General features: G+C 63.8%; 22 protein-coding genes. 13 read left to right on the forward strand and 9 right to left on the reverse strand.

What is annotated here, in order from left to right; genetic code table 11:
- Positions 1 to 597: 597 nt before the first annotated feature.
- Positions 598 to 1,911, forward strand: a complete 1,314-nt coding sequence (locus VXL81_RS14755) for an adenylosuccinate synthase (protein ID WP_340546139.1) — start codon at positions 598 to 600, stop codon at positions 1,909 to 1,911.
- Entirely contained in the window at positions 1,911 to 2,156 is a 246-nt protein-coding gene (locus VXL81_RS14760) for a DUF2842 domain-containing protein (RefSeq protein ID WP_340546138.1), read from the forward strand. The genes VXL81_RS14755 and VXL81_RS14760 overlap by 1 nt, the downstream gene beginning before the upstream one ends.
- 170 nt (positions 2,157 to 2,326) lie before the next feature.
- Here the strand turns inward: VXL81_RS14760 and VXL81_RS14765 are convergent, their stop codons facing one another.
- Positions 2,327 to 4,630 carry a chemotaxis protein CheA gene (locus tag VXL81_RS14765; protein ID WP_416554878.1) on the reverse strand — a complete coding sequence of 768 codons (2,304 nt, stop codon included), beginning with the start codon at positions 4,628 to 4,630 and terminating at the stop codon, positions 2,327 to 2,329.
- 139 nt (positions 4,631 to 4,769) lie between these two features.
- On the opposite strand from VXL81_RS14765, the gene VXL81_RS14770 reads away from it, so the two are divergent.
- Positions 4,770 to 5,432, forward strand: coding sequence for a thiamine diphosphokinase (locus VXL81_RS14770; protein WP_416541987.1), 663 nt, complete (start codon positions 4,770 to 4,772; stop codon positions 5,430 to 5,432).
- Between the two features lie 10 nt (positions 5,433 to 5,442).
- On the opposite strand, the gene VXL81_RS14775 is transcribed toward VXL81_RS14770, so the two are convergent.
- From VXL81_RS14775 to VXL81_RS14785, 3 genes are all read right to left on the reverse strand, one after another.
- Positions 5,443 to 6,405 (reverse strand): DMT family transporter, encoded by a 963-nt coding sequence (locus tag VXL81_RS14775; RefSeq protein ID WP_340546135.1) that lies wholly within the window; start codon positions 6,403 to 6,405, stop codon positions 5,443 to 5,445.
- Positions 6,406 to 6,514: 109 nt separating this feature from the next.
- On the reverse strand, positions 6,515 to 7,888 hold the full coding sequence (locus VXL81_RS14780; RefSeq protein ID WP_416535053.1) for an L-serine ammonia-lyase: 1,374 nt from the start codon (positions 7,886 to 7,888) through the stop codon (positions 6,515 to 6,517).
- On the reverse strand, positions 7,888 to 8,619 hold the full coding sequence (locus tag VXL81_RS14785) for a glutathione S-transferase family protein (protein ID WP_416541989.1): 732 nt from the start codon (positions 8,617 to 8,619) through the stop codon (positions 7,888 to 7,890). Before VXL81_RS14785 ends, VXL81_RS14780 begins: the two co-directional genes overlap by 1 nt.
- Before the next feature lie 200 nt (positions 8,620 to 8,819).
- On the opposite strand from VXL81_RS14785, the gene VXL81_RS14790 reads away from it, so the two are divergent.
- The 7 genes from VXL81_RS14790 to VXL81_RS14820 all read left to right on the forward strand — a co-directional run bounded on the left by VXL81_RS14790 (position 8,820) and on the right by VXL81_RS14820 (position 16,209).
- The gene (locus VXL81_RS14790) at positions 8,820 to 9,212 is read left to right on the forward strand and encodes a hypothetical protein (protein ID WP_416539089.1); all 393 of its coding nucleotides are present in this window, start codon (positions 8,820 to 8,822) and stop codon (positions 9,210 to 9,212) included.
- Between the two features lie 176 nt (positions 9,213 to 9,388).
- Positions 9,389 to 10,177, forward strand: coding sequence for a ribose-5-phosphate isomerase RpiA (gene rpiA / locus VXL81_RS14795; protein WP_340546131.1), 789 nt, complete (start codon positions 9,389 to 9,391; stop codon positions 10,175 to 10,177).
- Between the two features lie 61 nt (positions 10,178 to 10,238).
- Positions 10,239 to 10,805, forward strand: coding sequence for a hypothetical protein (locus VXL81_RS14800; RefSeq protein ID WP_416554880.1), 567 nt, complete (start codon positions 10,239 to 10,241; stop codon positions 10,803 to 10,805).
- A 165-nt stretch (positions 10,806 to 10,970) separates the two neighbouring features.
- Positions 10,971 to 12,326, forward strand: a complete 1,356-nt coding sequence (gene gor, locus VXL81_RS14805; protein WP_340546130.1) for a glutathione-disulfide reductase — start codon at positions 10,971 to 10,973, stop codon at positions 12,324 to 12,326.
- A 68-nt stretch (positions 12,327 to 12,394) separates the two neighbouring features.
- A complete protein-coding gene (gene hflK, locus VXL81_RS14810; protein WP_061049028.1) occupies positions 12,395 to 13,549 on the forward strand; it encodes an FtsH protease activity modulator HflK in 1,155 nt (384 codons plus the stop codon).
- Entirely contained in the window at positions 13,549 to 14,439 is an 891-nt protein-coding gene (gene hflC / locus VXL81_RS14815) for a protease modulator HflC (protein WP_340546129.1), read from the forward strand. Before hflK ends, hflC begins: the two co-directional genes overlap by 1 nt.
- Before the next feature lie 255 nt (positions 14,440 to 14,694).
- On the forward strand, positions 14,695 to 16,209 hold the full coding sequence (locus VXL81_RS14820) for a Do family serine endopeptidase (RefSeq protein ID WP_416539086.1): 1,515 nt from the start codon (positions 14,695 to 14,697) through the stop codon (positions 16,207 to 16,209).
- 617 nt (positions 16,210 to 16,826) lie between these two features.
- Here the strand turns inward: VXL81_RS14820 and VXL81_RS14825 are convergent.
- Together VXL81_RS14825 and VXL81_RS14830 are read right to left on the reverse strand one after the other, a co-directional pair.
- On the reverse strand, positions 16,827 to 17,579 hold the full coding sequence (locus VXL81_RS14825) for a Crp/Fnr family transcriptional regulator (protein WP_340546127.1): 753 nt from the start codon (positions 17,577 to 17,579) through the stop codon (positions 16,827 to 16,829).
- A gap of 39 nt (positions 17,580 to 17,618) precedes the next feature.
- Complete coding sequence (locus tag VXL81_RS14830) at positions 17,619 to 18,194, reverse strand: peptidoglycan-binding domain-containing protein (RefSeq protein ID WP_416554882.1); 576 nt, start codon at positions 18,192 to 18,194, stop codon at positions 17,619 to 17,621.
- A gap of 333 nt (positions 18,195 to 18,527) precedes the next feature.
- Between VXL81_RS14830 and VXL81_RS14835 the strand changes: the two genes are divergently transcribed.
- The 3 genes from VXL81_RS14835 to VXL81_RS14845 all read left to right on the forward strand — a co-directional run bounded on the left by VXL81_RS14835 (position 18,528) and on the right by VXL81_RS14845 (position 21,687).
- Entirely contained in the window at positions 18,528 to 18,851 is a 324-nt protein-coding gene (locus tag VXL81_RS14835) for a 2Fe-2S iron-sulfur cluster-binding protein (protein ID WP_340546125.1), read from the forward strand.
- Complete coding sequence (locus tag VXL81_RS14840; protein WP_416554884.1) at positions 18,851 to 19,720, forward strand: FG-GAP repeat domain-containing protein; 870 nt, start codon at positions 18,851 to 18,853, stop codon at positions 19,718 to 19,720. The genes VXL81_RS14835 and VXL81_RS14840 overlap by 1 nt, the downstream gene beginning before the upstream one ends.
- A 191-nt stretch (positions 19,721 to 19,911) precedes the next feature.
- The gene (locus VXL81_RS14845; protein ID WP_416554886.1) at positions 19,912 to 21,687 is read left to right on the forward strand and encodes a DUF1217 domain-containing protein; all 1,776 of its coding nucleotides are present in this window, start codon (positions 19,912 to 19,914) and stop codon (positions 21,685 to 21,687) included.
- A gap of 298 nt (positions 21,688 to 21,985) precedes the next feature.
- Here VXL81_RS14845 and VXL81_RS14850 read toward each other — a convergent pair whose 3' ends face one another.
- The 3 genes from VXL81_RS14850 to purD form a co-directional block, all read right to left on the reverse strand.
- Positions 21,986 to 22,600 (reverse strand): LuxR C-terminal-related transcriptional regulator, encoded by a 615-nt coding sequence (locus VXL81_RS14850; RefSeq protein ID WP_416555046.1) that lies wholly within the window; start codon positions 22,598 to 22,600, stop codon positions 21,986 to 21,988.
- A gap of 221 nt (positions 22,601 to 22,821) precedes the next feature.
- Entirely contained in the window at positions 22,822 to 23,703 is an 882-nt protein-coding gene (locus VXL81_RS14855) for a bestrophin family protein (protein WP_340546122.1), read from the reverse strand.
- 362 nt (positions 23,704 to 24,065) lie between these two features.
- Complete coding sequence (purD, locus tag VXL81_RS14860; protein ID WP_416554888.1) at positions 24,066 to 25,331, reverse strand: phosphoribosylamine--glycine ligase; 1,266 nt, start codon at positions 25,329 to 25,331, stop codon at positions 24,066 to 24,068.
- Positions 25,332 to 25,398 lie beyond the last annotated feature (67 nt).

Raw genomic sequence — 25,398 nt, forward strand, 5'->3', positions numbered from 1 at the left:
GCAGCTGCACCGGTTCGGGGCGCCACCGCCACGGCTGATGGCGCGGCGCGGCGCGGGGAGATCCGCACCGGGTCTGGGTCGTTCGGGCCTGGGTGTCTCTTCTGTCGCTCTCTCGTGTCCTTCCTGTCTCTGTTTCGCCGTCCAAGTCTATCGGTCTGTTCGTCGGTCTCGTCTCGGTTGCGGTCTCGCGCTGTGCCAAAAACAGGGATGGCGGCGCCGCCGGTGGAGGTGGACAGGCCCGGATGGGGCCTGCGCAGGCAGGATATCCTGACACGCCCCCGATGGGATCGGGGCCGGTCTCCTGTGCGTGTGGGTGCGCCGGGCTTAAGTGACCCTGACGCGGGGGATCGATCCGCGTCCAGACTGACATATCCTGATCCCGAAGGGGTGAAGAGGGCGCGCGCTGCGGACGCAACGGCCCTGCGACGGGCGTTCCACGCGCAATAGCGCTGCGCGGCGGCCTGATCGTCCATTTTCGCCACGCAGCAGGGGGCTTTGCCGTGGATTCCCGCGCCTGCGACGAAAAACCGGTTCCCCTGTCTGCGCGGTCTCGTTATACGGAGCGTCGGTTTCAACCAGCATACATGAGGACCTGAGATGGCCAATGTCGTGGTAGTCGGCGCCCAATGGGGTGACGAAGGTAAAGGCAAGATTGTCGATTGGCTCAGCGAACGCGCTGATGTCATTGCGCGTTTTCAAGGCGGCCATAACGCCGGTCATACGCTGGTGATCGACAGCAAGGTCTACAAGCTGCACGCGCTGCCCTCGGGCGTGGTGCGCGGCGGCAAGCTCTCGGTCATTGGCAATGGCGTGGTGCTGGATCCCTGGCATCTGATGAAGGAGATCGAGACCGTGCGCGCCCAGGGCGTGGATATCTCTCCCGAGACGCTGATGATTGCGGAGAACACGCCGCTGATCCTGCCGCTGCATGGCGAGCTGGACCGGGCGCGCGAAGAGGCGGCCTCCAAGGGCACCAAGATCGGCACCACCGGTCGTGGCATCGGCCCTGCCTATGAGGACAAGGTGGGCCGTCGTGCGATCCGTGTCGCGGATCTGGCGGATGAGGCGACCCTGGTCGCGCGTGTTGATCGTGCGTTGCAGCACCATGATCCGCTGCGCAAGGGTCTGGGCATCGAGGCCGTGGATCGCGACGATCTGATCGCGCAGCTGAAAGAGATCGCCAAGGATATCCTGCCCTTTGCCGCACCGGTGTGGAAAGTGCTGAATGAAAAGCGCAAGGCGGGCAAGCGGATCCTGTTCGAAGGCGCCCAGGGTGCGCTTCTGGATATTGATTTCGGGACCTACCCGTTTGTGACCTCCTCCAACGTGATTGCCGGTCAGGCGGCAACCGGTGTGGGCATTGGTCCGGGCTCCATCGACTATGTGCTGGGCATCGTGAAGGCCTATACCACCCGTGTGGGCGAAGGCCCGTTCCCGACCGAGCTGCTGAATGCGGATGGCACCCCGGATGCGGATGGCGAGCGTCTGGGCACCCGTGGTCATGAATTCGGCACCACCACCGGCCGTCAGCGCCGCTGTGGCTGGTTTGATGCCTGCCTTGTGCGTCAGACCTGTGCCACCTCCGGCATCACCGGCATTTCGCTGACCAAACTGGACGTATTGGACGGGTTCGAGACGCTGAAGATCTGTGTCGGCTATGAGCTGGACGGCGCGCGTCTGGACTATCTGCCGACCGCAGCCGACCAGCAGGCGCGCTGCACCCCCATCTATGAAGAGATGCCGGGCTGGAGCGAGAGCACCGAAGGGGCGCGCAGCTGGAACGACCTGCCTGCCAATGCCATCAAATACGTCAAGCGCGTGGAAGAGCTGATCGACTGCCCGGTTGCGCTTTTGTCCACCAGCCCGGAGCGGGACGACACCATTCTGGTGACCGATCCCTTTGCCGACTGATGTCGGGCGAGGGTGGTCTGAGCTATAAGGCGCGGCGGCGCTGGGCGCTGGTGATCCTGTTGATTGGCATGCCGGTCTATATCGTGCTGGCGGTCAATGTGATCAGCTGGCTGGACCGGCCGTCGCTGCTGGTTGAGCTGATTGTCTATGTGCTGCTGGGTGTCCTGTGGATCCTGCCGTTTAAATTCGTCTTTCGCGGTGTCGGCAAGGCGGATCCGGATGATGCGGATCAGGATCAGGGCTGAGGCGCCGGGATGAGAGCCGTGGAGGGGCGCTGCCCCTCTTGACCTGACGGTCAATTCACCCCGGAGTATTTCGGGAAAGATGACAGGTCGGCAGTGTCACGCCGGGCTGGTCTCAATCTAAAAAGGCGGCCTTTGGGGGCCGCCTTTTTTTGTGTCATCTGGGTCGGGGATCAGCCTGCGGCGCGGTTGCCAGGCTGGAAGCCGATCTGGCCGGAGGCGGTGAAGCGGCCATTGTCGGCGCGTTCGATCTTGCCCTCGCGCAGGAGCTGGCCAAAGCTGCGCAGCCCGTCCTCGCGGTTGAAGTCGGTGCCATCGACATCGCGGACCTTGTTCATCAGCTGCGGACGCGAGAAGTGATCGCGGCCTTCGACAAAGCTCATGTAGGCGGCGGCGGCTTCGAGAAGTTCGGCCAGTTCCACGGCGCCGGATTTCGCAGCATAGGCCGCAAAGCCGCCTTCGCTGCCGCTGTTGCGCGGGGCCTCTTCGGCCAGCACGGCGGCGGAGACCCGGCGCGGGCGCACGGGGGCGGCGGCGCTGTCGTCGATGCGCTGTTCTTGCACCAGTTGCAGCGGTGCGGGGCGGCTCGCCGGTTTGGCGGGCCGCTGGTCGGCGGTCTCGCGGGATTCGGGGCGGCGCGGGCGCACCACGCTGGCCAGATCGTCACGGTAGACCTGAGCGTCGTCCTCGGCCTCCAGCGCGCCACCGGCGGAGCGCTCGGTCGAGGCCGCAGCCATGACCGCGCGCAGCTGGCTGTAGGTTTCGCGCGAGGTGGTGTTTTCGGGGTCTTCCAGGCGTTCGTCAGCGGCGGCCATCAGACGGGCGATATCGCTGTCGGCGGTGCTGGTGGCGCCCCGTCGGGAGCCGGGCGCCACGGCGGCGGCGGCCTCTGCGGCGCTGTTGAGCGGTGCGTCAGTGCGAGGCGAGGCGCGCACAGCTGCGGCCGGTGCGGCGCTGTCCTCGTCCTCGTCATCCTCGTCGTCAAAGAAGGCCTCATCATCATCGCTGCCCAGCAGATCGGCCTCGACGGCGGCGAGTTCGGCCAGCAGTTCGGCCTCGTCATCGGGTGAGAGGCTGCTGTGGGCTTCTGGGTCGGCTTTGGGCGCTGCACCCGTGCGGGTCTCTAGCCGGGTCTCTGGTCGGGCCTCGGATGTTTCGGCGGCCTCGGGCGCCGGGGCGGCGGGTGTCGCCGGAGGGGTATCGGGCACAGTCGCGGCGGCGGTGTCGTCGAGTTTTTCCAGCGTGCCATCGGCCATGGCGCCTTCGATATCGCGGCGTTTGATCCGCAGCACGCGGCCACGTTTGCGGGGCGCGGCGGTTTCGGGCGCGGCTGGGGTCTCGGCAGCGGTCTGGCTCTTTGAGGTTTCTTCCGGGGCGCGCTCGGCCTTCTGGACCTCTGCCTTCGCAGGCTGTGGCTGGGCAGTTTCCGACAGGGGCGCGACCCTCTCGTCGAGATCGTCCTCAAGGCTGTCGGCCTCGGTATCATCCGTGGCGCTGCTGCTGTCGGCGAAGAATTCTTCGGCGCCTTCGGGGACGTTGGGCACGCTGGGTGTGGCAGGAACTGACGGGGTGTTGCCGAGGTCGAGCCGGTTCAGCGCAGCGGCGATGGCGGCGTCATCCTCGTCGTTTTCGTCGAGCTCCTGCGCTGCGATCTGGCCATCTGCGGCGCGCGGAGCGTCGACGGCATCGTGATCGGCGGAGAGCGCGTTGGTGATTTCCTTGACCGCCTCTTCGCGGGCCTGTTCGGCGTGCTGGTCTTCGGTGAACTCATCAACCGGGGTCTTGGCCACAACAGCGCGGATGCGGCGCAGCTTGGCGGCGATGCTTTCGGCGTTGGTCTCGGCATCGGCCGTGGCGGCCGTACCGCTATCGTCTGGGGCATCCTGGGCAGCGAGGGCCGAGGCGGCAGCGGCTGCCGGGGCTGCGGCGATTTTGGCGGCGGCAGAGGTGGGTACGGTCTGCTGGACCGGCTGCAACTTCACCTCAGCCACAGGCGTCGCCGAGGGCTCCGACAGCGGCGCGCGGACTTTGGGCGCGCTGGCCGGGGCGGTGCGGGCGGTGGGGTCTGTCGGTTCGGCAGCGCTGACAGGGGCCGGGGCAGCAGGGGCGGCGAGGGCGCCGGTGGCGCGATGCTGCGAGGTTTCTGCGCTGGGCTGCTGGGCAGCGGGGCGGGGCGGTGTTGCGCTCTGCGGCGGTGCGGTCTGTTGCGGCGGCGGCGGCAGGGTGGCGGCGCGCAGGTGGATGCCCTCGGCGCTGGTGCGCGCCTCGACCTGGCGGGCGACCTCACGCTGGGCGATGCGCGCCAGCATTTCGGCGTCCGGCTGCGGCGGTTCGGCCCCGAAGTAGCGGTCATCGGAGGCCAGATCGCGGAAATACTCCGCAATGGCCTTCATCGTGCCGAAAGAATCGTCGAACCCCTCCAATGTGCAGGAAAAAGTCCCGTAGGAGACTGTCAAAACCTTATTGTTCTGTACCATCGGATAGGTGTCCTCGCCAAAGTCAGTGCCGTCTACGTTGACCGCCCAGGGGGTCAAATTGCGCCCGAATCCGTGCAATTGATCGTATCATTTTGTGTCCACATTGTGGTCTGTTTCCTTTTCTGCGAGTAATCCCAGCATGAAAGAGCTGATTGTTGAACGGTTTGAGCCGGTAACCCTGGTCGGGGCGGGCGCGGTGGATCCCGGGGATCTGGAGGCGGCGCTGGCGCTGGCACCGGTGCTGGTGGCGGCGGATGGCGGCGCAGGCCATGTGCTGGCGGCGGGGCATCGGCCGGTCGCCGTCATTGGCGATCTGGATTCGCTGTCGGCGGATGTGCAGGCGCAGCTCGCCCCCGGCACGCTGCACCATGTGGCCGAGCAGACCACGACGGATTTCGACAAGGCGCTGCGCGCGATCTCTGCGCCGGTGGTGCTGGGGGTCGGGTTTCTGGGCGGGCGGATTGACCATCAGCTGGCCGGGTTCAATACACTGATGCAGCCACATCCCAGCCCCTGCGTGCTGCTGGGGCCGCAGGAGGTGGTGTTTCATCTGCGCGGCGAGATCGCCCTGCCGCTGGTGGCGGGGGAGGTGGTCTCGCTGTTTCCGATGCAGCGGGTGAGCGGCTGGTCGGAGGGGCTGGAATGGCCCATCGAGGGCTTACAGCTGGATCCGATGGCGCGGGTCGGGACCTCCAACCGGGCGACGGGGCCGGTTCGGATCCGGGCCGATGGGCCGGGGCTGCTGGTGATCCTGCCACGGGCGCGGCTGGGCGTGGTGGTGGGTGCGCTGGCTGCTGGCTGAGGCTGGCGGGTCAGACGGCCGGCTGTTCCGGCGCGATGGGCGGGTCGCGGGTGAGCAGCGCAGCCCGCTCGGCGGCACTCTTGCGGGATTGGATCTGACGCTCGCGCAGGATCACGAAGAGACCGGCCGCAACGGTGATCACAATCCCTAGGGCGGCAATGCCATTGGGCAGGTCGGCAAAGATCCACCAGCCAAACAGCGCGGCCACCGGAATCTCCAGATATTGCATCGAGGCGAGAGTCGCGGCAGGCGCGTAACGCAGGCTCCAGGTCATCAGCAGATGGGCGGCGGTGCCGAGGCTGCCGATGGCGGCCAGCAGCCCCCATTGTTCGGCGCTTGGCGTCACCAGCGACAGGGCGGGGATGTCCGTGACCTGTCCCAGCAGCAGCACCGGCAGCAGCATGACACAGGCCATGGTGCCGGAGACCGCCTGAAGGCCAACCGGATCGGTGTCCTTGGCGATCTGGCGGGTGACCAGCATGAACAGGGCAAAGACCACGGCAACCATCAGGGGCCAGAGCGCATGCAGGCCAACGGCGGCAAAGCTGGGCTGAATGACCAGAAGCGTGCCGCCAAAACCGACGATGCAGGCCAAGAGGCGCATCATGCCGACCTCTTCGCCAAGCACGTATTTGCCCAGAAGCAGCATGATGAAGGGCATCACAAAGGCGATGGCCACCGCATCCGCAAGCGGCAGGTATTTGAGGCCGGTGAACATCGCGCCGATGCCCGCGATATGCAGCAGCGTGCGCAGGAAGGTAAGCCAGAGCACGCGGCCCCGCATCCGCCACAGGCGCCCGGTGGCCCAGATCAGCGGCACCAGCAGCAGGACCTGCGCGGCAAAGCGGACAAACAGCAGCTGCCCCAGGGGGATATGAGCGCCCAGCAGTTTGGCCACCGCGTCACCCAAGGGGGCGACGATACAGAAGCCGAGCATGAGCAGGATGCCTAGTGAGGGGCGGTCATGAGTCATAACGCCACGCTAGGCGTGGTGGCGGGGGGATGCAAGTAGGGGTTGAACCCGGCTGCGAAACCCCTGCGTGGACCGGGCCGCTATGGGCCCGATCCTGTGGGGTTATGGTTCAGCAGTTCGGCACGTTCACGGCGAGGCCGCCGAGGGAGGTTTCCTTGTATTTGTCGTGCATGTCGGCGCCGGTCTGGCGCATGGTCTCGATACAGGCGTCCAGCGGCACGAAGTGCTGGCCGTCGCCGCGCAGGGCCAGCGACGCGGCGGAGACCGCCTTGATCGCCGCCAGACCGTTGCGCTCGATGCAGGGGACCTGGACCAGGCCTTTGACCGGATCGCAGGTCATCCCGAGGTGATGCTCCAGCGCGATCTCGGCAGCGTTTTCCACCTGCTCAGGCGTGCCGCCCATCACCGCACAGAGACCTGCGGCCGACATCGCGGCGGCGGAGCCGACCTCTGCCTGGCAGCCGGCCTCGGCGCCGGAAATGGACGCGTTGTATTTGACCAGCCCGGCAATGGCGGCGGCGGTCAGCAGGAAATCCTCAACATGGGATTCGGACGCGCCCGGCACGTGGTCGAGATAGTAGCGGATCACCGCCGGCAGGGTGCCTGCGGCGCCATTGGTGGGGGCGGTCACGACCTGACCGCCGGCGGCGTTTTCCTCGTTCACCGCCATCGCATAGACGCTCATCCAGTCATTGATGGTGTGCGGCGCGTTGATGTTCATGCCACGTTCAGCCAGCAGCGCATCGTGAATGCCCTTGGCGCGGCGGCGCACCTTGAGGCCGCCGGGCAGGATGCCGTCGCGCTCCAGTCCGCGGTTGATACAGTCGTTCATCACCTGCCAGATGCGGGCGGTGCCTTTGGTAAGGCTCTCTTCGCAGCCGCGCGCGATTTCGTTGGCGCGTTTCATCTGGGCGATGGATTTGCCGCTGGCCTTGGCCATCTCCAGCATTTCGGCTGCGGATTTGAACGGGTAGGGGACCGGATCGCCTTCGTCGGTGGCCTTGCCTGCGGCCAGCTCTTCCTCGGTGAGGACAAAGCCGCCGCCAATGGAGTAGTAGACCTGTTTCAGGATCACGTCGCCCTGGGCATCGGTGGCCATCAGGATCATGCCGTTGGCGTGGCCCGGCAGGGCGTGATCATAATCGAAGATCATGTCGGCCTTGGGGTCGAAATGCAGCGCGCCCAGACCCTCGGGGTGCATTTTATGGGTCTTGTCCAGCTCCGCCAGAAAGGCCTCGGCCTTGGCGTCGTCATAGTCATGAGCGACAAAGCCGCCAAGCCCGAGGATGGTGGCGCGGTCGGTGGCATGGCCGACGCCAGTGAAGGCAAGCGAGCCATGCAGCGAGGCGCGCAGCCCGTGAAAGTCGAAGGGCGAGGCGCGCATCAGGTCCAGAAACTTCGCGGCGGCCACCATCGGCCCCATCGTGTGAGAGGAGGACGGGCCAATGCCCACTTTGAACATGTCGAAGACGGAGAGAAACATTAGGTCGCTGATCCTTCTGGCGGCTGCGCGAGATGTGGCTGTGTAAACGGGGTCGGGCCAAGGCCTTCGGCCCTGGCGGCAGAAACTGTGCTGGCGCGGGTCTCAAGCCGGGAGAGCAGCCGGGCGAGGTCCGGGGTGTCGCTCAGCCGGAACCAGCTGCGGTCGCTGTTGCGCGGATAGAGCGCCATCCAGCGCATCATGCAGGCCAGATAGAGCGCAAGTGCGCTGGGACCGGCGCGATCATCGCTGGCGGAGGGGCCGATGAACAAGGTCGGCGCGGTTGCGCAGGCGGCGTCCAGATTGCGCAGATGCGTCGCGATGCGGACCTTTAGCATGGCCTGAAGCCGGCGCTGGTCGTCCGGCGCCGCACCGATGTATTTTTCAGGATAGAATAACATGCGCAGATCGGCATGAAGCGTGTTGGAGGCATGAAACAGCCACTTCAGGAAGGCGGCGCGCTGCGGGCTGTCGGGGGCGGGCACCAGCGCCGTCTCGGGGTGTGTGTCGCCCAGCCACAGCAGGATGGCGGCGGTTTCAAAGATTGCACCGTCGGGGGTCTCCAGTACCGGGATCAGCCCGGTGGGGTTGAGCGCACGATAGGCAGCGCCATTCTGCGCACCGGCGCGGCGGTCGACCAGCGCGGTGTCATAGCTGAGGCCCATCTCTTCCAGCGCCAGCCGGATCACCAGCGAGGCATTGTCGGGGGCGTAATGCAGGCGATACTTGTCCATCGTGGAACCATTCTAAGATCTCCGCCGCCATGGGTAACGCCCGTTTCCGACGTTTCCAATAGGAAACACGCAGTTTGCGCAGAAGCTGGCACAGGTGGCGGCGCGAATGATGCGCCGGACGGTTGAATTCCCGATATCCGTGATCCTACTGTGCGGCGCAATATGCGGAATTGGCTGCAAGGATAAACAGGTGAGAGCGGATGTCGCGCCCTTCTTTTGATGACCTGACAGAGGCCCAGAAACTGCGGTTCGGCAATGGGGTTGGCCCCTATTGGCTGCCGGATCGCCTGCGGGCGCTGATTACCGACACGGCAAGCTGGTTTTTCTGCGATGCCAGCTGGCGGCACCATGATTTCGGCTATGCGGTGGGCGGTGATCGCTGGGACCGGGCGCGCTGCGACTGGAAGTTCTTTGTCGCGATGCTGCATGACGCGGTGACACAGCGCTGGCCCCTGGCGCTGGTGACGGTGCCGACGGCCCTGCTGTTGAGTGTGCTGTTCTATCTGGCGGTAAGGATCGGCGGGCAGTTCGGATCCTTCGACTACCGGGAGGATTACGCGACGCTTGCCGAGATCCTGAGCACATCGCGCTGACCTGCCACGATCGTCTGGCCAGATATCCTGCCGGGTATCATGCCCGTTTTTCTGCCCGTATTCTGGAACTGCATTTTATGCCCGTGTTGCGAAATCGTGCGCGCGGGCGCTGGCCTCTCGCGCCGGGGGCGGATTAGGCTTATACCACCAGAAGATAGCTTCAGGGAGATGCTGCCATGACAGGAGAACTATCGCCTATCGACAAGGCCAAGTTCGTTGCCGCCAAACGGGCAGCGGAGATGGTCGAGGACGGGATGCGGGTTGGGCTCGGGACCGGGTCGACGGCGGCCTGGCTGGTGCGTTGTCTGGGTGAGATGGTGCAGACCGACGGGCTGCGGATCAAGGGCGTGCCGACCTCGCGCCGTACGGCGGAGCTGGCGCTGGAAGTGGGCATCGAGGTCGTCTCGCTGGATGAGGCGAAATGGCTGGATCTGACCATTGACGGCGCTGATGAGTTCGACCGCGATCTGAACTTGATCAAGGGGGGCGGCGGTGCGCTGTTGCAGGAAAAGATCGTCGCCACCGCTTCGGACCGGATGGTGGTGATCGCCGACAAGGCCAAGGAAGTCGAGACGCTCGGCGCCTTTCCCTTGCCGGTGGAGGTGATCCCCTTTGGCTGGCAGACCACGCAGGCGCTGCTGGAGGAGACACTGGTGGCGATGGACGTGATGGGCCGCAAGACAACGCTGCGGATGAACGGCGATGCGGCGCTGGTGACCGATGAGGGCAACCATATTCTGGATCTGCATCTCAACCGGATCGGCAACGTGCGGCAGATGGCGCTGGTGCTGAACCAGATCCCCGGCGTGGTCGAGAACGGGCTGTTCGTCGATATCTGTGACACCGTGGTGGTCGGCTATGGCGATGGCAGGGTCGAGGTGCGCGACATCAATGAGGGTACGGTGGAAATCGACCGGCTGGATTTTGTCGAGACCGAGAATCTGTTCACGGATCTGATGGATTGAGGTGCAACGGATAGGGCCAGACGGCTGGGCTTTTGTCGGCCACCGCGATATCTGGAACCATATGACGACCACCGACATGCAAACCACATCTAACATATCGGCTGCCGATCCTGAGACGTGGGACCGGCCGGTTTCCCTGTCGGTGAGGCTGCGTGTCCCGGCAACACCGTTCCTTGTGTTCTCGCTTGCACTGCTCATCGCTTCGGTGTCGCAGAAAAACAATTGGTGGGTGCTGGATCAGCCCGATTTCGAGGTCCCTTACCTAGCGCCGTTGACCTATCTGTATTTGCTGACGCTTTTGTGCTTTCTGTGGGATGGGATCCCTCTCAGCTGGGCAGAGGTCTCTGCAAAGGGAATTACGACACGCACAGGCCTCTGCTCATCCTCTGCTAGGATCCCTTGGTCGAGAGTTGTCGCTGTTCAGGAAAAGCCATCGGATCTGCGTCTCGTGCCCTTTCGGCGATACCGGTATGCGTCGATTCTCGTGCGCGCTGAAGACGGCTCATTGACCAAACTTCGATGCCCATTGGAAAACGCTGATACAATTGAAACACGGCGGTTTCAGGCTGCGTTCGCCTCGTATTGGCCGGATTGGTCCTCGTCTTACGGCAAGGCGGTTGTAGATTAGACTGCTTTGTCACAAGCGTCTCGGTCTCTTCACGCGCTTTTCACGGTTTCGCGACTAAACCGCACCTGGGCATAACAATCAGGGCGCAGTGTCCCCACCTGCGAGACTGGCAATTACCTCTGCGCTATGGGATACCTCGCGCAAGATATGAGAAGGGCGACTTATATGAGCTTTGATTACGATCTCTTTGTTATCGGCGGCGGCTCCGGTGGGGTGCGTGCGGCGCGGGTGGCTGCGCAGCAGGGCGTGAAGGTGGCGCTGGCCGAGGAAGACCGTTACGGCGGCACCTGTGTGATCCGGGGCTGTGTGCCGAAGAAGCTGATGGTGTTTGCCAGCGAATACGCAGGGATGGTCGAGGACGCGCAGGCCTATGGCTGGGATCTGTCGCCCGGCAGCTTTGACTGGGATCGGTTCAAGACCAAACTGCACGCCGAGCTGGACCGGCTGGAAGGGATCTATCGGAACATCCTGAAGAACAACGAGGTCGAGACCTTTGATCAGCGTGCCAAACTGGCGGATGCCCATACGGTCGAACTGGCCGATGGCACCCGCAAGACGGCAAAACACATCCTGATTGCCACCGGTGGCTGGCCGATCACGCCGGAGTTCCCCGGCTCGGAGCTGGCGATCACCTCGAATGAGATCTTCCATCTGGAGAAACTGCCCGAAACCATGCTGATTGTCGGCGGTGGCTATATCGCCTGCGAATTTGCCGGCATCATGAACGGGCTGGGGGTCAAGACCACGCAGTATTATCGCGGTGCGCAGATCCTGCGCGGCTTTGATGATGAGGCACGCGGGCTGATCTCCGAAGAGATGTGCCAGTCCGGTATTGATCTGCATCTGGGCACCAATGTGCTGGAGATGCGCAAAGAGGGCGACAAGATCTGGGTGAAAGCGACCAATGGCGATGAGAACCTGTTCGATCAAGTGATGTTCGCCACCGGACGCAGCCCCAATGCCGACAACCTCGGCCTGGAGGATCTGGGCGTTGCCCGTGATCGCGCGGGCGCCATCGTGGTTGACCAGTACAGCCAGACTGGCGTGCCCTCGATCTATGCGGTGGGGGATGTGACCAACCGGGTGAACCTGACACCGGTCGCCATCCGCGAGGGCATGGCCTTTGTCGAGACGGTGTTCAACGGCAATCCGACCAGCCCGGACCATGACCTTATTCCGACGGCGATCTTCACCCAGCCGGAAATGGGCACCGTTGGGCTGAGCGAGGAAGCGGCGGCAGAGCAGGAGGAGATCGAGGTCTATGCGACCTCCTTCAAACCGATGCAGCAGGCCTTTGCCGGGCGGGCGCAGCGGGTGCTGATGAAGCTGATCGTCTCCAAGGCCACGCGCAAGGTGCTGGGATGTCATATTGTCGCCCCCGGTGCGGGTGAAATGATCCAGCTGGCTGGCATCGCCGTAAAAATGGGCGCAACAAAAGAAGACTTTGATCGCACCGTGGCGGTGCATCCGACGATGTCGGAAGAGCTGGTCACGATGAAGACACCGGTGCGGACGGCTTGATTTCTCAGGCAGAACACACAGGTAGAACACCAAGCCGCGATGGGCGGCAAGATAGGGATTGGACACATATGGCGGGCAATAATGGTGGCCCCTGGGGGGGCGGCGGCTCTTCTGGCGGCTCAGGCAACAGAGGCAACAACCAGGGCGGTGACGACAACCGGGGCGGCGGACGTCGTCCTGATGAAGGTCAGATCCCCGAGATCGACGAGCTGGTCAAGAAAGGCCAGGAGCAGCTGCGCGTTCTGATGGGCGGTCGCGGTGGTGGCACCGGCGGCGGCGGTCGCGGTGGTGCTGGCGGCGGCGGTGGCCCGCAGTTGACCAAGGGCACCCTTGCGCTGGGCGCGCTGGCTGCGGTTGGCTTCTGGGCTTTTGCCAGCTTTTACACGGTGAAGCCGGAAGAACAGTCGGTTGAGCTGTTCCTTGGGGAGTATTCCGCAACCGGGCAGCCGGGCCTGAACTTCGCGCCCTGGCCGCTGGTGACCAAGGAAATCCTGCCGGTGACCCGTGAACAGACCGAAGACATCGGCGTCGGTGGCGGTATCAGCTCCGATGCAGGGCTGATGCTGACCGGCGACGAGAACATCGTCGATATCGACTTTCAGGTGGTCTGGAACATCAATGATCCGGCGAAATACCTGTTCAACCTGCGCGATGCCCGCACCACGATCCGCGCGGTTTCTGAATCGGCAATGCGCGAGATTATCGCCCAGTCCGAGCTGGCGCCGATCCTGAACCGGGACCGGGGCGCGATTGCCTCGCGTTTGCAGGACCTGATCCAGTTCACGCTGGATGACTATGACAGTGGGATCAACATCATCCGGGTGAACTTTGACAAGGCCGACCCGCCCGCATCGGTGATCGCGGCGTTCCGGGATGTTCAGGCGGCTGAACAGGAACGTGACCGGCGCCAGAACGAAGCGGATGCCTATGCCAACAACGCGCTGGCCGAGGCCCGTGGTCAGGCGGCGGAACTGCTGGAGAAAGCCGAAGGGTATCGTGCACGTGTCGTGAACGAAGCCCAGGGTGAAGCCAGCCGTTTCTCTGCGGTTCTGACCGAATATGAAAAGGCCCCGGATGTGACCCGCAAACGTCTTTATATCGAGACCATGGAGAAGGTGCTGAGCCGCGTCGACAAGATCATCCTGGATGAGCAAACCGGCGAAGGACAGGGCGTGGTGCCATATCTGCCGCTTAATGAACTGCGCCGTGGAGGAAGCAACTGATGCGTAAATCAACTCTCTTGCTGCCCGCGCTGGTGATCGTGGCGATCACGGCACTGTCCTCGGTGTTCATCGTCGACGAGCGCGAAAAGGCGCTAGTTCTGCAGTTTGGCCGGGTTGTCTCGGTCAAGGAAGAGCCGGGGCTGGCGTTCAAGATCCCGCTGATCCAGGAAGTGGTGCGTTATGACGACCGCATTCTGAGCCGGGATATCGACCCGCTGGAAATCACCCCGTCGGATGACCGCCGTCTGGTGGTCGATGCCTTTGCCCGCTATCGGATCACCGATGTGAACCGGTTCCGTCAGGCGGTGGGTGCCGGTGGTATCGCAACGGCTGAAAACAGGCTGGACTCGATCCTGCGGGCGCAAACCCGTGAGATCCTCGGCTCTGTCAGCTCAAACGATATCCTGTCCTCGGACCGGGCGGCGCTGATGCTGCGGATCCGCAACGGGGCTATCAGCGATGCCCGTTCATTGGGGATCACCATCATCGACGTGCGGCTGAAGCGGACCGACCTGCCTACCGAAAACCTCGACGCGACCTTTGAGCGGATGCGGGCGGAGCGTGTGCGCGAAGCGACCGATGAGCGTGCCCGTGGTAACGAGGCCGCCCAGCGGATCCGGGCGCAGGCTGACCGGACCGTGGTTGAGCTGGTCTCAGATGCGCAGCGCGAAGCGGAGATCATCCGCGGTGAAGCGGACGCCGAACGCAACGCGATCTTTGCGCAGGCTTATGGCGCGGACCCGGAGTTCTTTGAATTCTACCGTTCGCTCAATGCCTATGCGACCTCGTTGCAGGCCGGGAACTCCACCATGGTGCTGTCGCCGAACAATGAGTTTTTCAACTATCTGAAATCCTCAAGCGGCAAACCGGCAGCGGCTGCGCAGCAATGATCGGCCCGCAGAAGCTTTGCGTGGATTGACGAGACATCAGACAGGGGCTGGCCGTGAGGCTGGCCCCTTTTCTGTAAAAGCTTCCCCGGCGGCAGCTCACCGGGTTTCACTTCGAATTGAATACGTGCAACATTCGTTGTGACGGTTCTTGGAAAGACTACATTAACGCCCATGACCCGCAGCGGATCCAGAGGCGCCCGCCCGCCCAGGCCCGCCGCAGGATTTGGAATATGGCGACAACTAAGGAGTAGTTTCGTGCAGCCACAGGCAAAGAACAACACAATCAGCGGCGCCCGCGCCCTTGCCCGCGCCCCCGCGCGGCAGGCGACGCAGTGGCGCCTGCTCTGGCTGGCCATGATCAGCACCCTGATGGTGCTGGCGCAGGTGGCCATCGCCCAGGCCCGGCCTGAAAGCCTGGCCCCGCTGGCCGACAAGGTGAGCCGGGCGGTGGTGAATATCACCACGACAACTGTTGTTGAGGGACGCACCGGTCCGCAGGGCATCGTGCCCGAGGGCTCACCTTTTGAGGATTTCTTTCGGGAGTTCCAGGACCGCAACGGCGATCAGGGCGACCGTCCGCGCCGCTCTTCGGCGCTGGGATCGGGGTTTGTGATTTCTGAAGATGGCTATATCGTCACCAACAACCACGTGATCGAAGAAGCCGATGAGATCGAGATCGAATTCTTCCCCGGTGAAGGCCAGCCGTCGCAGCCGCTGCCCGCAAAGGTGGTCGGCACTGACCCCAACACCGATATCGCGCTGTTGAAGGTCGATGCGCCGATGCCGCTGACCTTTGTCAAATTTGGCGACAGTGATCTGGCCCGCGTTGGCGACTGGGTTGTCGCGATGGGCAACCCGCTGGGGCAGGGCTTCTCGCTGTCTGCCGGGATCGTGTCAGCGCGCAACCGCGAGCTGTCGGGGTCTTATGACGACTACATCCAGACCGATGCGGCGATCAACCGGGGCAACTCCGGCGGACCGCTGTTCAACATGGATGGTCAGGTCGTCGGTGTGAACACGGCGATCCTGTCGCCCAACGGCGGCTCGATTGGGATCGGTTTCTCGATGGCTTCCAATGTGGTCAGCAAGGTGGTGAACCAGCTGAAAGAGTTCGGCGAAACCCGCCGCGGCTGGCTGGGCGTCCGCATTCAGGATGTGACCACCGATGTGGCCGAGGCAATGGGTCTGGACAGTGCCAAGGGCGCGCTGGTGACCGATGTGCCGGAAGGCCCGGCGAAAGAGGCCGGCCTGTTGGCGGGTGATGTCATCCTGTCCTTTGACGGGGTCGATGTGAAGGACACCCGCGGTCTGGTGCGTCAGGTCGGCAATACCGAAGTCGGCAAAGCCGTGCGGGTGCGGGTGTTCCGCGAAGGCAAGACCGAAACCCTGCGCGTGACCCTCGGCCGTCGCGAAGATGCGCAGCGCCAGAGCACGCCTGCCGCTGGTGATGACAGCGCGCCGGATACGGCGGAGAAACAGCTGCTGGGTCTGACCGTCAGCCGTCTGAGCGATGAGCAGCGCAGCGAGCTGAACGTGCCCGATGGCATGGATGGTCTGGTGATCACCTCGGTAGATGAAAGTTCGGAAGCCTGGGAAAAAGGCATGCGTGCCGGCGATCTGATCACCGAGGCGGGCCAGCAGAAACTGACCTCGATCAGCGAGCTGGAAGCGCGTATCGACGAAGCCAAGGAAGCCGGTCGCAAGTCGCTGCTCTTGCTGGTGCGCCGTGCCGGTGAGCCGCGGTTCGTGGCGCTGAACCTGTCGGAGTGATCCGTCAAGGGCCGCCCGTCGGTGGGCGGCCCGATCTGTCCGGTCACCTGCCACAGACAGGCCGCAGACAGGCGCCTGACGTGCGCGTAAGGCAGATACCATAACAAGCAGATACAATAACAAAAGGGCCGGGCAGGGATGCTCGGCCCTTTTGCGTGGATCATCACAGGGTGGCGAAATTGCCCCCGGCCCACAGGTCCGGCGTGTCACGGACTCACGCCGACGGGAGGCGTCTGCACATGGGTCCAATGACCCCAGGCACCCCCCAGGCACCTTCTGTTCGATCCAACAAGCTGTTCGTAGATATCCGCCGCCCCAGATGGCGCATTGGTCCCCGGTTGCGCCCGGCGGATGTCCCTGGGTCCCGTCGAGCCATGTGCCGTGACACATGGCTCTTGATGGGACAGGATGCCGTTGGGATGGAACGGATAACGGCAACCTGTCATGACCATGCCCTGCCCGGAACGGTCTGGTCTGTAACCCAGTTCACAATGGATTAAGATTTGTCCGATTGCCGGTCCCGCGCGCGGCGCGCTTCCCGGCTGGCGAGGGCAGTCTTTGGGAAAAGGTGCGGCGGGAGGATCCGGGGCCTGCGGAGATCCGAGCCTGCGGCTTTGTCAGCCGATGTCGGGGTCCGACAGCAGCCGCAGCGCAGCCCGGTCGCGGATGGTAAGACCGCCACGGCTGATGTCGATCACATCGCTGCGTTTCCACTGCGACAGGGTTTTGGAGACCGCCTCGCGGGTGGCGCCGACAAATTCAGCCAGCTCGCTCTGTGACAGCGACAGCCGCCCGTCGCCGCCTTCGGTGGTGAGATACAGCAGTTTGCGCGCCAGCCGCACCGGCATCGGCAGAAACACCTGTTCGCTGTATTGCGTGTTCATCCAGCGCATCCGCTGACCGGCGAGGCGCAGCAGATCTCCGGCGAGCGAGGGATGGTGTTGCAGCTTGGCGAGCACGTCGCCGCTGCGCAGTCGGCGCAGGCGGCTGGGCTCCAGCGCGGTTGCGGTCGCGGTGCGGGGGCCGGGGTCAAACAGGGCGATCTCGCCGAAGACGGCACCGGGGCGCATGATGTCCAGCGACAGTTTGCGCCCGGCAGAGGACAGGGTGGAGAATTCAATCGCGCCACTGACGATGGCATAGAGCGCGTCGCCCTCATCCCCCTGTTCAAACAGTTCTTCGCCAGCCTGCAGGAGGACCTCACTGGCCTGGCTGTCAAGCATTTCCAGCAACCGGTCGGAGGCACCAGAGAGGAACCCGCGGTCGGGCAACAGCCATTTGCGGCGGGCCGAGGAGGCCGCGCGACCGGTGCTGTTGCCGGAGGAGCTGCCCGAACTGTGCAGGGCACCGGTGGCTGGCGATGGGCTCATATCAGACCTTCGGTGCTAGGGGACGGGGCGGGGCGGGGATCAGTTCTCAACGGCTACCAACCCCAGTCTGCGGGCGCTGACCAGTGACAGCTGGTCATTGTCAAACCCGTCGCGTTCCTGAAATTTGCGCACGGCGGCGCGGGTGTCGCGATCCAGGATGCCGGTGATCTGGCCTTGGTAGAGGCCACGCACCGCCAGGGCACGCTGGACCGAGCCGACGAATTGCGGTGTCATATCCACCGGGCAGGGGGTTTCAAACCAGCTTTCGCGGCGCGGGCGCACGATGTCCTGTCGGGTCTCGCGGCGAAACCGCGCCGGTTCCAGCACCTGCCCGTCGGCGGCGGTTCTGGCCGGTCGGGTCATCACCTGAACGGTGACGGTTTCGATCACGGCGGGTGTGGTATGGGTGCCCCAGCAGCTGCCGGGGGCAGCGCCGGGCGGGGCGGCGGGAGCATTGCGCGACACCTGCAGGCTGCTGCCACCGGTCTGTGGCGCGGTACAGGCCGCAAGCAACACCACCAGCCCCGCCGTGGCCGACAGGATTGTGCCTCGGCAGATATGCCGCAAAAAGGCCTGCCCCAGCCAGGGCCCGTGCGGGCGCAAGAGGTCAGACATGAACAAAGTCCCCGTGTCGAAACACCTGTGTCGAAATACCGGCAGCCGTGATGCCGGGATGGCCCCGCGTCGGAGCGCATCCGGGGCTAGGCTACCGCAGTTCGCGCCCCAGCGCAAAGCCCCGTTATCGCCGGGCCTGTTGGTGTTCCATCCTCTGACGGCTCAGCTAAGGCGCGTGACCGGCAACCAACCCAAAGGGGGAGGACGCAGGGAGGGCGGGGGCCTGGTGCAACGCGGCGCAGGAGTTTTGCCCCGCGGGTGGTTTCTGACTGGCGCGGTGGCCAGCGGTTGGCTACAACCTCGGACGCAACGCGAAAAAGGATGCAGCTGACGATGGCAAAGATCACTTATGTCGAACACAATGGTGCCGAACATGTTGTGGATGTGGCCAATGGCCTGACCGTGATGGAAGGGGCGCGCGACAACAATATTCCCGGGATCGAAGCGGATTGCGGCGGCGCCTGCGCCTGTTCGACCTGCCATGTCTATGTCGATGCTGCCTGGGTTGAGAAGCTCCCCGCCAAGGACGACATGGAAGAGGATATGCTGGATTTCGCCTATGAGCCGGATCCCGCGCGCTCGCGTCTGACCTGCCAGATCAAGGTGACGGATGATCTGAACGGTCTCGTGGTGCATATGCCCGAAAAACAGATCTGATGCGGCTGGGGCCGCAGGCGCGGCGTCATCTGTGGCGCGCCTGGCCCCTGTCTCGACGCCGCGCAGGTCAGGCGCTGCGCCCGTGGCGGGCGGGGTCCGGGGCGGGCCCTGCCATTCCTGGTGCATTGGCGCGGGCGATCTGTGCAGGCGGGCTGCTGTCCGCAATGGTTTCGGCTGCGGCGGCGCAGGATCCGCTCCGGCTGACGGGCGCTGAATTCGCCGCACCCACCGCGCATTATCCGCATGGGGTGCTGGGCGATCACATCGAGTATTCGGCCCTGGTGGTGCAGGACAGCCGGGGCACCCGCCATCGTGTGGCCCTGCCTGTCGCTGGCGCGGTCTTCGAGGACCTGGCGCCACGGCTCTGGGATGTGACGGGCGATGCGCTGCCGGAGGTGGTGGTGGTCGAAAGCGATCCGGGCAGGGGCGCGCAGCTGGCGATCTATGGTCTGCATGACGGGGCGCTGCGCAAGATGGCAGCGACGCCGCATATCGGCACGAGATTTCGCTGGCTGGCCCCGATCGCGGCGGCTGATCTGGATGGCGACGGCCATATCGAGATCGCCTATATCGACCGTCCTCATCTGGCGAAAACCCTACGGATCTGGCGCTATCGCGACGGTGCGCTGCATCAGGTCGCACAGCGGTCCGGGCTGACGAACCATCGCATCGGGGAGGGTTTCATCACCTCGGGGCTGCGGGACTGCGGTGATGGCCCGCAGCTGCTGACTGTGGACGCCGGGTGGAGCCGGATCATGGTCAGCACCCTTGTGGCAGGTCGCGTGATCAGCCGGGAAATTGGTGCATATTCGCCTGCGACGGGTCTGGCGGCGGCGCTGCGGTGCGAGGGGCCGGTTCAGGCCGACTGAGCGGGCAGGCGGCAGATGCTCGGCGCCGCTTCGGTAAAGTTGGGTTTATTTTCTTGCCGGCTGTTGCCGCAGTGCGCCCCTGCGTTGCAGATTTGTTCACCACTTTGCGCGTATTCTCTTGATCAAGACACCCCCCGGATTGCGCTGTCGCAGCCGGTGGCGGAACCCGTTTGCAAGCAGGAGACAGGCGCGTGACCTTTTCACCCTATGTGCTGGGAACCGGTATCGCCGGATGGAATTTTCTGGACCGAACCCGCGCCCAGCAGCAGGAGATTTTTGAAAAATCGCCGATCATTGATCGCGCGGTGCAGGACTTCACGCGGAAAATCGACAATATCCAGACCGCTGATCAGCTGCTCGGCGACTATAATGTGCTGAAGGTTGCCCTGGGCGCCTTTGGTCTGGAAGAGGACATCAACAACCGCGCCTTCATCAAGAAGGTGCTGGAATCAGATCTGTCTGAGCCCACCTCTTTTGCCAACCGGCTGAACGACAGCCGCTATCTTGGTCTTGCGCAGACCTTTGGCTTTGGCAGTGAGAGCGGCCCGCAGCTGCCGAGCACAAGCATAGAAAAACCCTATGTGACTGTCGCCAGCCCGGAGGATCTGCTGTCGAACCAGACCCTGCTCAATCAGGCTCTGGATGACTTTGGCCTGAAGAAATACGCCGGTAACGAGTTCTTTCTGATGCGGGTCCTGGAATCCGATACCACCGATCCGAACTCTTTTGTGAACCGGCTGAGCGATACGAAACTGGCGGATTTTGCCAAGGCGTTCGAATTCAACCGGCCGCCGGATTACAGCACCAGCATGGAGGCGCTGGTGGGCGAATTCCTCGCCGTGAACGATGGCAATGGTCCGGCCAATGCGGATGAGCTGCTGGCCAATGAGGATCTGCTGAAGGCAGTCGTGGACAGTTTCGATCTGGAATATACCAACTCGATCTTCCTCAAGCGGATGCTGGAATCAAACCCCTATGATCCGGAATCGCCCGTCAACCAGCAGGAGGATCCGCGCTATCTGGCGATGTCGCGCGCCTTTGGTTTCGGGATCCCCGATATTAACAGTTTCACCAGCCCCGACGAGCTGCTGTCTCAGCCTGAACTGCTCGCGGATGCGCTGGAGCAGTTCTACCTGAGCAACCCAGGCGAGGATTATCTGCGTGATGTGCTGGAGTCCGATCTCTCGGACCCAAGCTCTTTTGTGAATCAGCCCGGAAATCTTGCGTTCCATAATTTTGCCGAGGCGTTTCAGAACGAATGGCCCACCGCGCCAAGCCGGATGAAGGTGCTGGCCGATGAGGTCGACGGCAAATTGGAGAACTATGAGCTGCCACGGCGGTTCGTATTTGATTTCGATGCCTTTGAGGCGGGGCTGGATGTGTTCAACATCAGTGAGCGGGAACTTGATTTTGACGTGATGATCAGGGCTTTTGAATCGGATCTGTCCTCCGAAATTTCTTATGCAAACCTGCACCGGGATCCGAATCTGAAGGCCATGGCGCATGCCTTTGCTTTTAACCCCGGTACCAATGACCGCACCTATCCCGCTGGTTTCGCTGAGGAGATCGCGGGTCTATACAATGATCGGAATTTTGAGGCCGCCATCGGGGAGAGTGACCCGAACATGCGCCTTGCCCTTGCCTTGGAGCGCGAGCTGCAAGCGATCGCGGATGCCGGTGGCAGTGAAGATGCCCATTGGTTCGGCATCATCGGCTCACCGCCGCTGAAAGCGGTGTTTGAGACGGCATTGGGCCTGCCATCCAGCTTTGGCCAGCTGAACGTGGATCGCCAGGTCGATGAAATGAAAGAACGTGCGCAGTCGTCTTTTGGCACCAGCCATCCGGCGGATCTTCTGAAGCCTGACAAGCTGGACGAGTTCAGAAACCGCTTCCTGCTGCTGAGCGGGCTGAACAGTGATCTGGCGTCGAGCGGCTTCAGCGATCCCGTCTTCACGCTGTTCCGATAGCGCGCGGGTAGTGCGACAAAGGTGCCGGGCCAGTGTCGGCCCCTGCGGTCACCCTTCGTGACATTGGCGCCTTACCCGGTACGATCAGGGACGCGGGCTGATCTGATCGGCCCCGCCTGCGGAATTTGTGCCGACGCTCGGCCCCGTGATCGACTTCGGCGGCATGAGGCGCGATCTTTGCCGGAACCGGAACCGGAACCGGAACCGGGGAGGGCTATGGTGGAGCAACCCGCGCCCAGCCCGTGACAGCGGTTGGATCTTGCGGGCCCCGGTGCGATTGCGAGCGCATTTCACGCCGTCACGGGCTGGGCGTGCCCACAACATGGGCGCCGTCGATGTCACCCAGAGAGGAGAAAAGCGCGGCGGTATTGCTGACGCCGACCTTCTTCAACAGCCGGGCGCGATGAACCTCGACCGTACGGTAGCTCAGCTCCAGACTTCGGGCGATTTCCTTGCTGGTCTTGCCTTCGCACAGCAGCGAATAGACCTCGCGTTCGCGCCGGGTCAGGGGTTGATAGGGCCGGGATCGGGACAGATCGGCAAAGCTCCAGACCGCGCGTGCCAGCGGCTCCTGCGGTGTGAAGCTATGGCCACGGACCCGGACCCAGAACAGGCTGCCGTCCTTGCGCCGCATCACCCGTTCGTCCCAATAGGGCGCGCCGGCTCCCAATGTCTCATTTCCCCGGTTGCGCAGGTTGAGAAATTCTTCCTGCGATGGGTAGAGAAAGGCAAAGAGCTGATCGAGCAGGTCCAGCCGGGTGTAGCCGAACATCTCGCAGAACCGCCGGTTGCAGTCGCGCAGGACCCGGTTTTCGGTGACAACGATCCCCACCGGCAGGAAATCATAGGCGAGCTGCATCAGGTCACGGGTGGCAAAGAGCTGGTCGAGCGTCTCGGCGCCGGGATCGCCCATGGGCGCTGTGCCGACGTCGAGGCCGGGGCGGGGCTGCTGGCTATTGGCCGTCATCTGGTCCTGCTGTTCCTGCATATGTCCTGCCTGTCGCGGCGACCGCAGCTCCGCGGCAGGGCTGAGCCTTCGGGAGTGGGTGCGGTCGCTGTTACAAGGATCTTAGCGGAGTGAAGGCAGCGTGAAAACAGGTGCTTGCCAGCCGGCATGCTGATCCTGTCGGGGTGTCAGGAGAGGTAATAGTCGATCGGTTGCAGCGGTGGCGGTACCTCCTCGCCCAGCTTTGGGGCCAGGCTGCGTTCAACGGTCCGGCAGATGGCATCCAGCGGCAGGCCGTTCACCGTTTCGCCAAAGGGGTGAGACAGCTCCTCGGTCACCTCTGCAAGGCCGAAGAAGACATAGGCGACAATGCCGACGAAAATCGGCGTCAGCCAGCCCGCGCTGTCGATCAGCGCAAAGGGCAGCAGCAGGCAATAGAGGTAGGTCGTGCGAAACACCAGCAGTGAATAAACATAGGGCAGCGGCGTGGTGGCAATGCGTTCGCAGCCCGCCTGAGCCAGCGCCATGCTGGCGGTGCGTTCGGCCAGCGCCTTGCGGGCAAACCCATCGTCGGCGGCTGTGGCCAGCGTCGCGGCAAGGGCGTCGAGCGCTGCGCAGGGCGGATGTGGCGCGGTGGTGAAATCGTCGCCTGCCCAGCGGGTTGCGGCGCTGGTGTCGCGTTCTTTGCGCAGGTTGATGCGGTGCAGATGCAAAAACGCAAGGGCCAGCCGCAGGATCCGGCGTCGGCTCTGCGGGTCGGCAACAAACAGGTCCACCTCACGGCTGAGGCTGCGCAGGTCCGCGACCAGCTGTCCCCAGAGCTTGCGACCTTCCCACCAGCGGTCATAGGCGGCATTGTTGCGAAACCCCAGAAACAGCGAGAGCGCGATGCCAAAGACCGCAAAAGGCGCGGCATTGGTATGGGGCAGGCGGGTGATATCGGCGTCAATCCACAGCACCAGCGCCGACAGGGCGGAGAGGCCGAGGATACGGGGCAGTATGCGGGGCAGGACAGAGCCGCGCAGCGCAAACAGCAGCTGCATCAGGCCGGGTTTGTCGCGTAGGATCATCGAAAGTGGACTCCGCTTCGCTCAAAGGCGGGACTAGGGCAATTGCGCAACTGGCTGACGGGGGATCCGAGACCTGGAACTGAGAGTGCCGGTCCCGAAAGGGGAGGCTCGCCTTGGCGCGCCTGCAACCTAGGGCCCGCCCCACCGCTGCACGTGGCCGAAAACGTCAGACTGGGGGGAGTTTGCGCGGTGTCCTGTCGGATTCGACCGGGCGGGTCTGGACAGCCCGGCGTGCGGTATCCTCACTGGGCGTCGGGGCTTGCCGCTTGCGCCGCCGGGCGCAGCAGCGCCCGGCCATGCCCAACTGTGTTGAGCCATCTGTGATGGTTCTGAAACAGACGGGAGTGCCTGCTCGGCCGGTCTTACTTCAGCGCGCGCCAGCCGATGTCGCGGCGGAAGAAGCCCTGCGGCCAGCTGACACCCTCAACCATCGCATAGGCGCGGTCGCGGGCTTCTTGCAGTGAAGCGCCCCGGGCGGTCACGTTCAGCACCCGGCCGCCAACGGCGAGCACCTTGCCGTCCTGTTCCTTGGTGCCCGCATGGAACACCATATTGCTGCTGTCTTCGGGCAGCGCGTCCAGGCCCTTGATCTCGGTGAATTTTTCGTAAGACCCGGGATAGCCCTCTGCCGCCATCACTACGGTGATCGCATGGTCATCGGCCCAGTTTACCTGCGCGTCACCCAGGCGGCCCTCGGCGGCGGCCTGCATCAGGTCCAGCGCCTGGGCGCCGAGGCGCATCATCAGCACCTGGCATTCCGGGTCGCCGAAGCGGACGTTGTATTCCACCAGCCGGGGCTGTCCGTCCTTGATCATCAGACCCGCATAGAGCACGCCCTGATAGGGCATCCCGCGTTCCGCCATCACCCGCATGGTGGGCTTCACGATCTCTTCCATCGCCTTTGTCTCGACCTCAGCCGACAGCACCGGCGCGGGGGAGTAGGCGCCCATGCCGCCGGTATTGAGGCCGGTGTCGCCTTCGCCGACGCGCTTGTGGTCTTGGGCGGAGCCGATTGCCAGCACGTCCTCGCCATCCACCAGCACGAAGAGGGAGGCCTCTTCGCCTTCCATGAATTCCTCGATCACCACCTCGGCGCCGGCACCGCCGAAGACGCCGCCGAACATGTCGTCGATGGCGGCCATGGCCTCCTCCTCGGTCATCGCGATGATGACGCCTTTGCCTGCGGCCAGACCGTCGGCCTTGACCACTGTGGGCACTCCGTGCTCGCGCACATGCGCCTTGGCGGCGTCCGCGTCGGTGAAATGGCCGTAGCCTGCGGTCGGGGCGTTTGCCGCGTCGCAGATTTCCTTGGTGAAGCTTTTGGAGGCTTCCAGTTTTGCGGCGGCCTCGGAGGGGCCGAACACCAGAAGGCCCGCCTCGCGCAGCCGGTCGGCAACACCTGCGGCCAGCGGTGCCTCGGGCCCGACGATGACGAAGTCGATGGCGTTTTCCTCGGCAAAGGTCACCACGGTGCCGCCGTCCTCGATGTCGAAGGTGGCGCAATCGGCGATCTGGGCGATGCCCGCGTTGCCCGGTGCCACGATCAGCTTGTCACATTTGGGGTTCTGCATCACCGCCCAGGCGAGCGCATGTTCCCGCCCGCCACTGCCGAGGATAAGGATGTTCATGTCCGTGTTCTCCGATCTGCCTGCACCAATGGCGCCGTCGGCGGTTGCCGGGGCTTGCCTTGCTTGC

Source organism: Phaeobacter sp. JH204B (assembly GCF_048055755.1).
Classification (GTDB): domain Bacteria; phylum Pseudomonadota; class Alphaproteobacteria; order Rhodobacterales; family Rhodobacteraceae; genus Phaeobacter; species Phaeobacter bryozoorum.

Coding starts and splice junctions, on each gene's coding strand:
- VXL81_RS14755 (WP_340546139.1), top strand. CDS start 598: ATGGCCAATGTCGTGGTAGTCGGCGCCCAATGGGGTGACGAAGGTAAA.
- VXL81_RS14760 (WP_340546138.1), top strand. CDS start 1,911: ATGTCGGGCGAGGGTGGTCTGAGCTATAAGGCGCGGCGGCGCTGGGCG.
- VXL81_RS14765 (WP_416554878.1), bottom strand. CDS start 4,630: ATGGTACAGAACAATAAGGTTTTGACAGTCTCCTACGGGACTTTTTCC.
- VXL81_RS14770 (WP_416541987.1), top strand. CDS start 4,770: ATGAAAGAGCTGATTGTTGAACGGTTTGAGCCGGTAACCCTGGTCGGG.
- VXL81_RS14775 (WP_340546135.1), bottom strand. CDS start 6,405: ATGACTCATGACCGCCCCTCACTAGGCATCCTGCTCATGCTCGGCTTC.
- VXL81_RS14780 (WP_416535053.1), bottom strand. CDS start 7,888: ATGTTTCTCTCCGTCTTCGACATGTTCAAAGTGGGCATTGGCCCGTCC.
- VXL81_RS14785 (WP_416541989.1), bottom strand. CDS start 8,619: ATGGACAAGTATCGCCTGCATTACGCCCCCGACAATGCCTCGCTGGTG.
- VXL81_RS14790 (WP_416539089.1), top strand. CDS start 8,820: ATGTCGCGCCCTTCTTTTGATGACCTGACAGAGGCCCAGAAACTGCGG.
- rpiA (WP_340546131.1), top strand. CDS start 9,389: ATGACAGGAGAACTATCGCCTATCGACAAGGCCAAGTTCGTTGCCGCC.
- VXL81_RS14800 (WP_416554880.1), top strand. CDS start 10,239: ATGACGACCACCGACATGCAAACCACATCTAACATATCGGCTGCCGAT.
- gor (WP_340546130.1), top strand. CDS start 10,971: ATGAGCTTTGATTACGATCTCTTTGTTATCGGCGGCGGCTCCGGTGGG.
- hflK (WP_061049028.1), top strand. CDS start 12,395: ATGGCGGGCAATAATGGTGGCCCCTGGGGGGGCGGCGGCTCTTCTGGC.
- hflC (WP_340546129.1), top strand. CDS start 13,549: ATGCGTAAATCAACTCTCTTGCTGCCCGCGCTGGTGATCGTGGCGATC.
- VXL81_RS14825 (WP_340546127.1), bottom strand. CDS start 17,579: ATGAGCCCATCGCCAGCCACCGGTGCCCTGCACAGTTCGGGCAGCTCC.
- VXL81_RS14830 (WP_416554882.1), bottom strand. CDS start 18,194: ATGTCTGACCTCTTGCGCCCGCACGGGCCCTGGCTGGGGCAGGCCTTT.
- VXL81_RS14835 (WP_340546125.1), top strand. CDS start 18,528: ATGGCAAAGATCACTTATGTCGAACACAATGGTGCCGAACATGTTGTG.
- VXL81_RS14840 (WP_416554884.1), top strand. CDS start 18,851: ATGCGGCTGGGGCCGCAGGCGCGGCGTCATCTGTGGCGCGCCTGGCCC.
- VXL81_RS14850 (WP_416555046.1), bottom strand. CDS start 22,600: ATGGGCGATCCCGGCGCCGAGACGCTCGACCAGCTCTTTGCCACCCGT.
- VXL81_RS14855 (WP_340546122.1), bottom strand. CDS start 23,703: ATGATCCTACGCGACAAACCCGGCCTGATGCAGCTGCTGTTTGCGCTG.
- purD (WP_416554888.1), bottom strand. CDS start 25,331: ATGAACATCCTTATCCTCGGCAGTGGCGGGCGGGAACATGCGCTCGCC.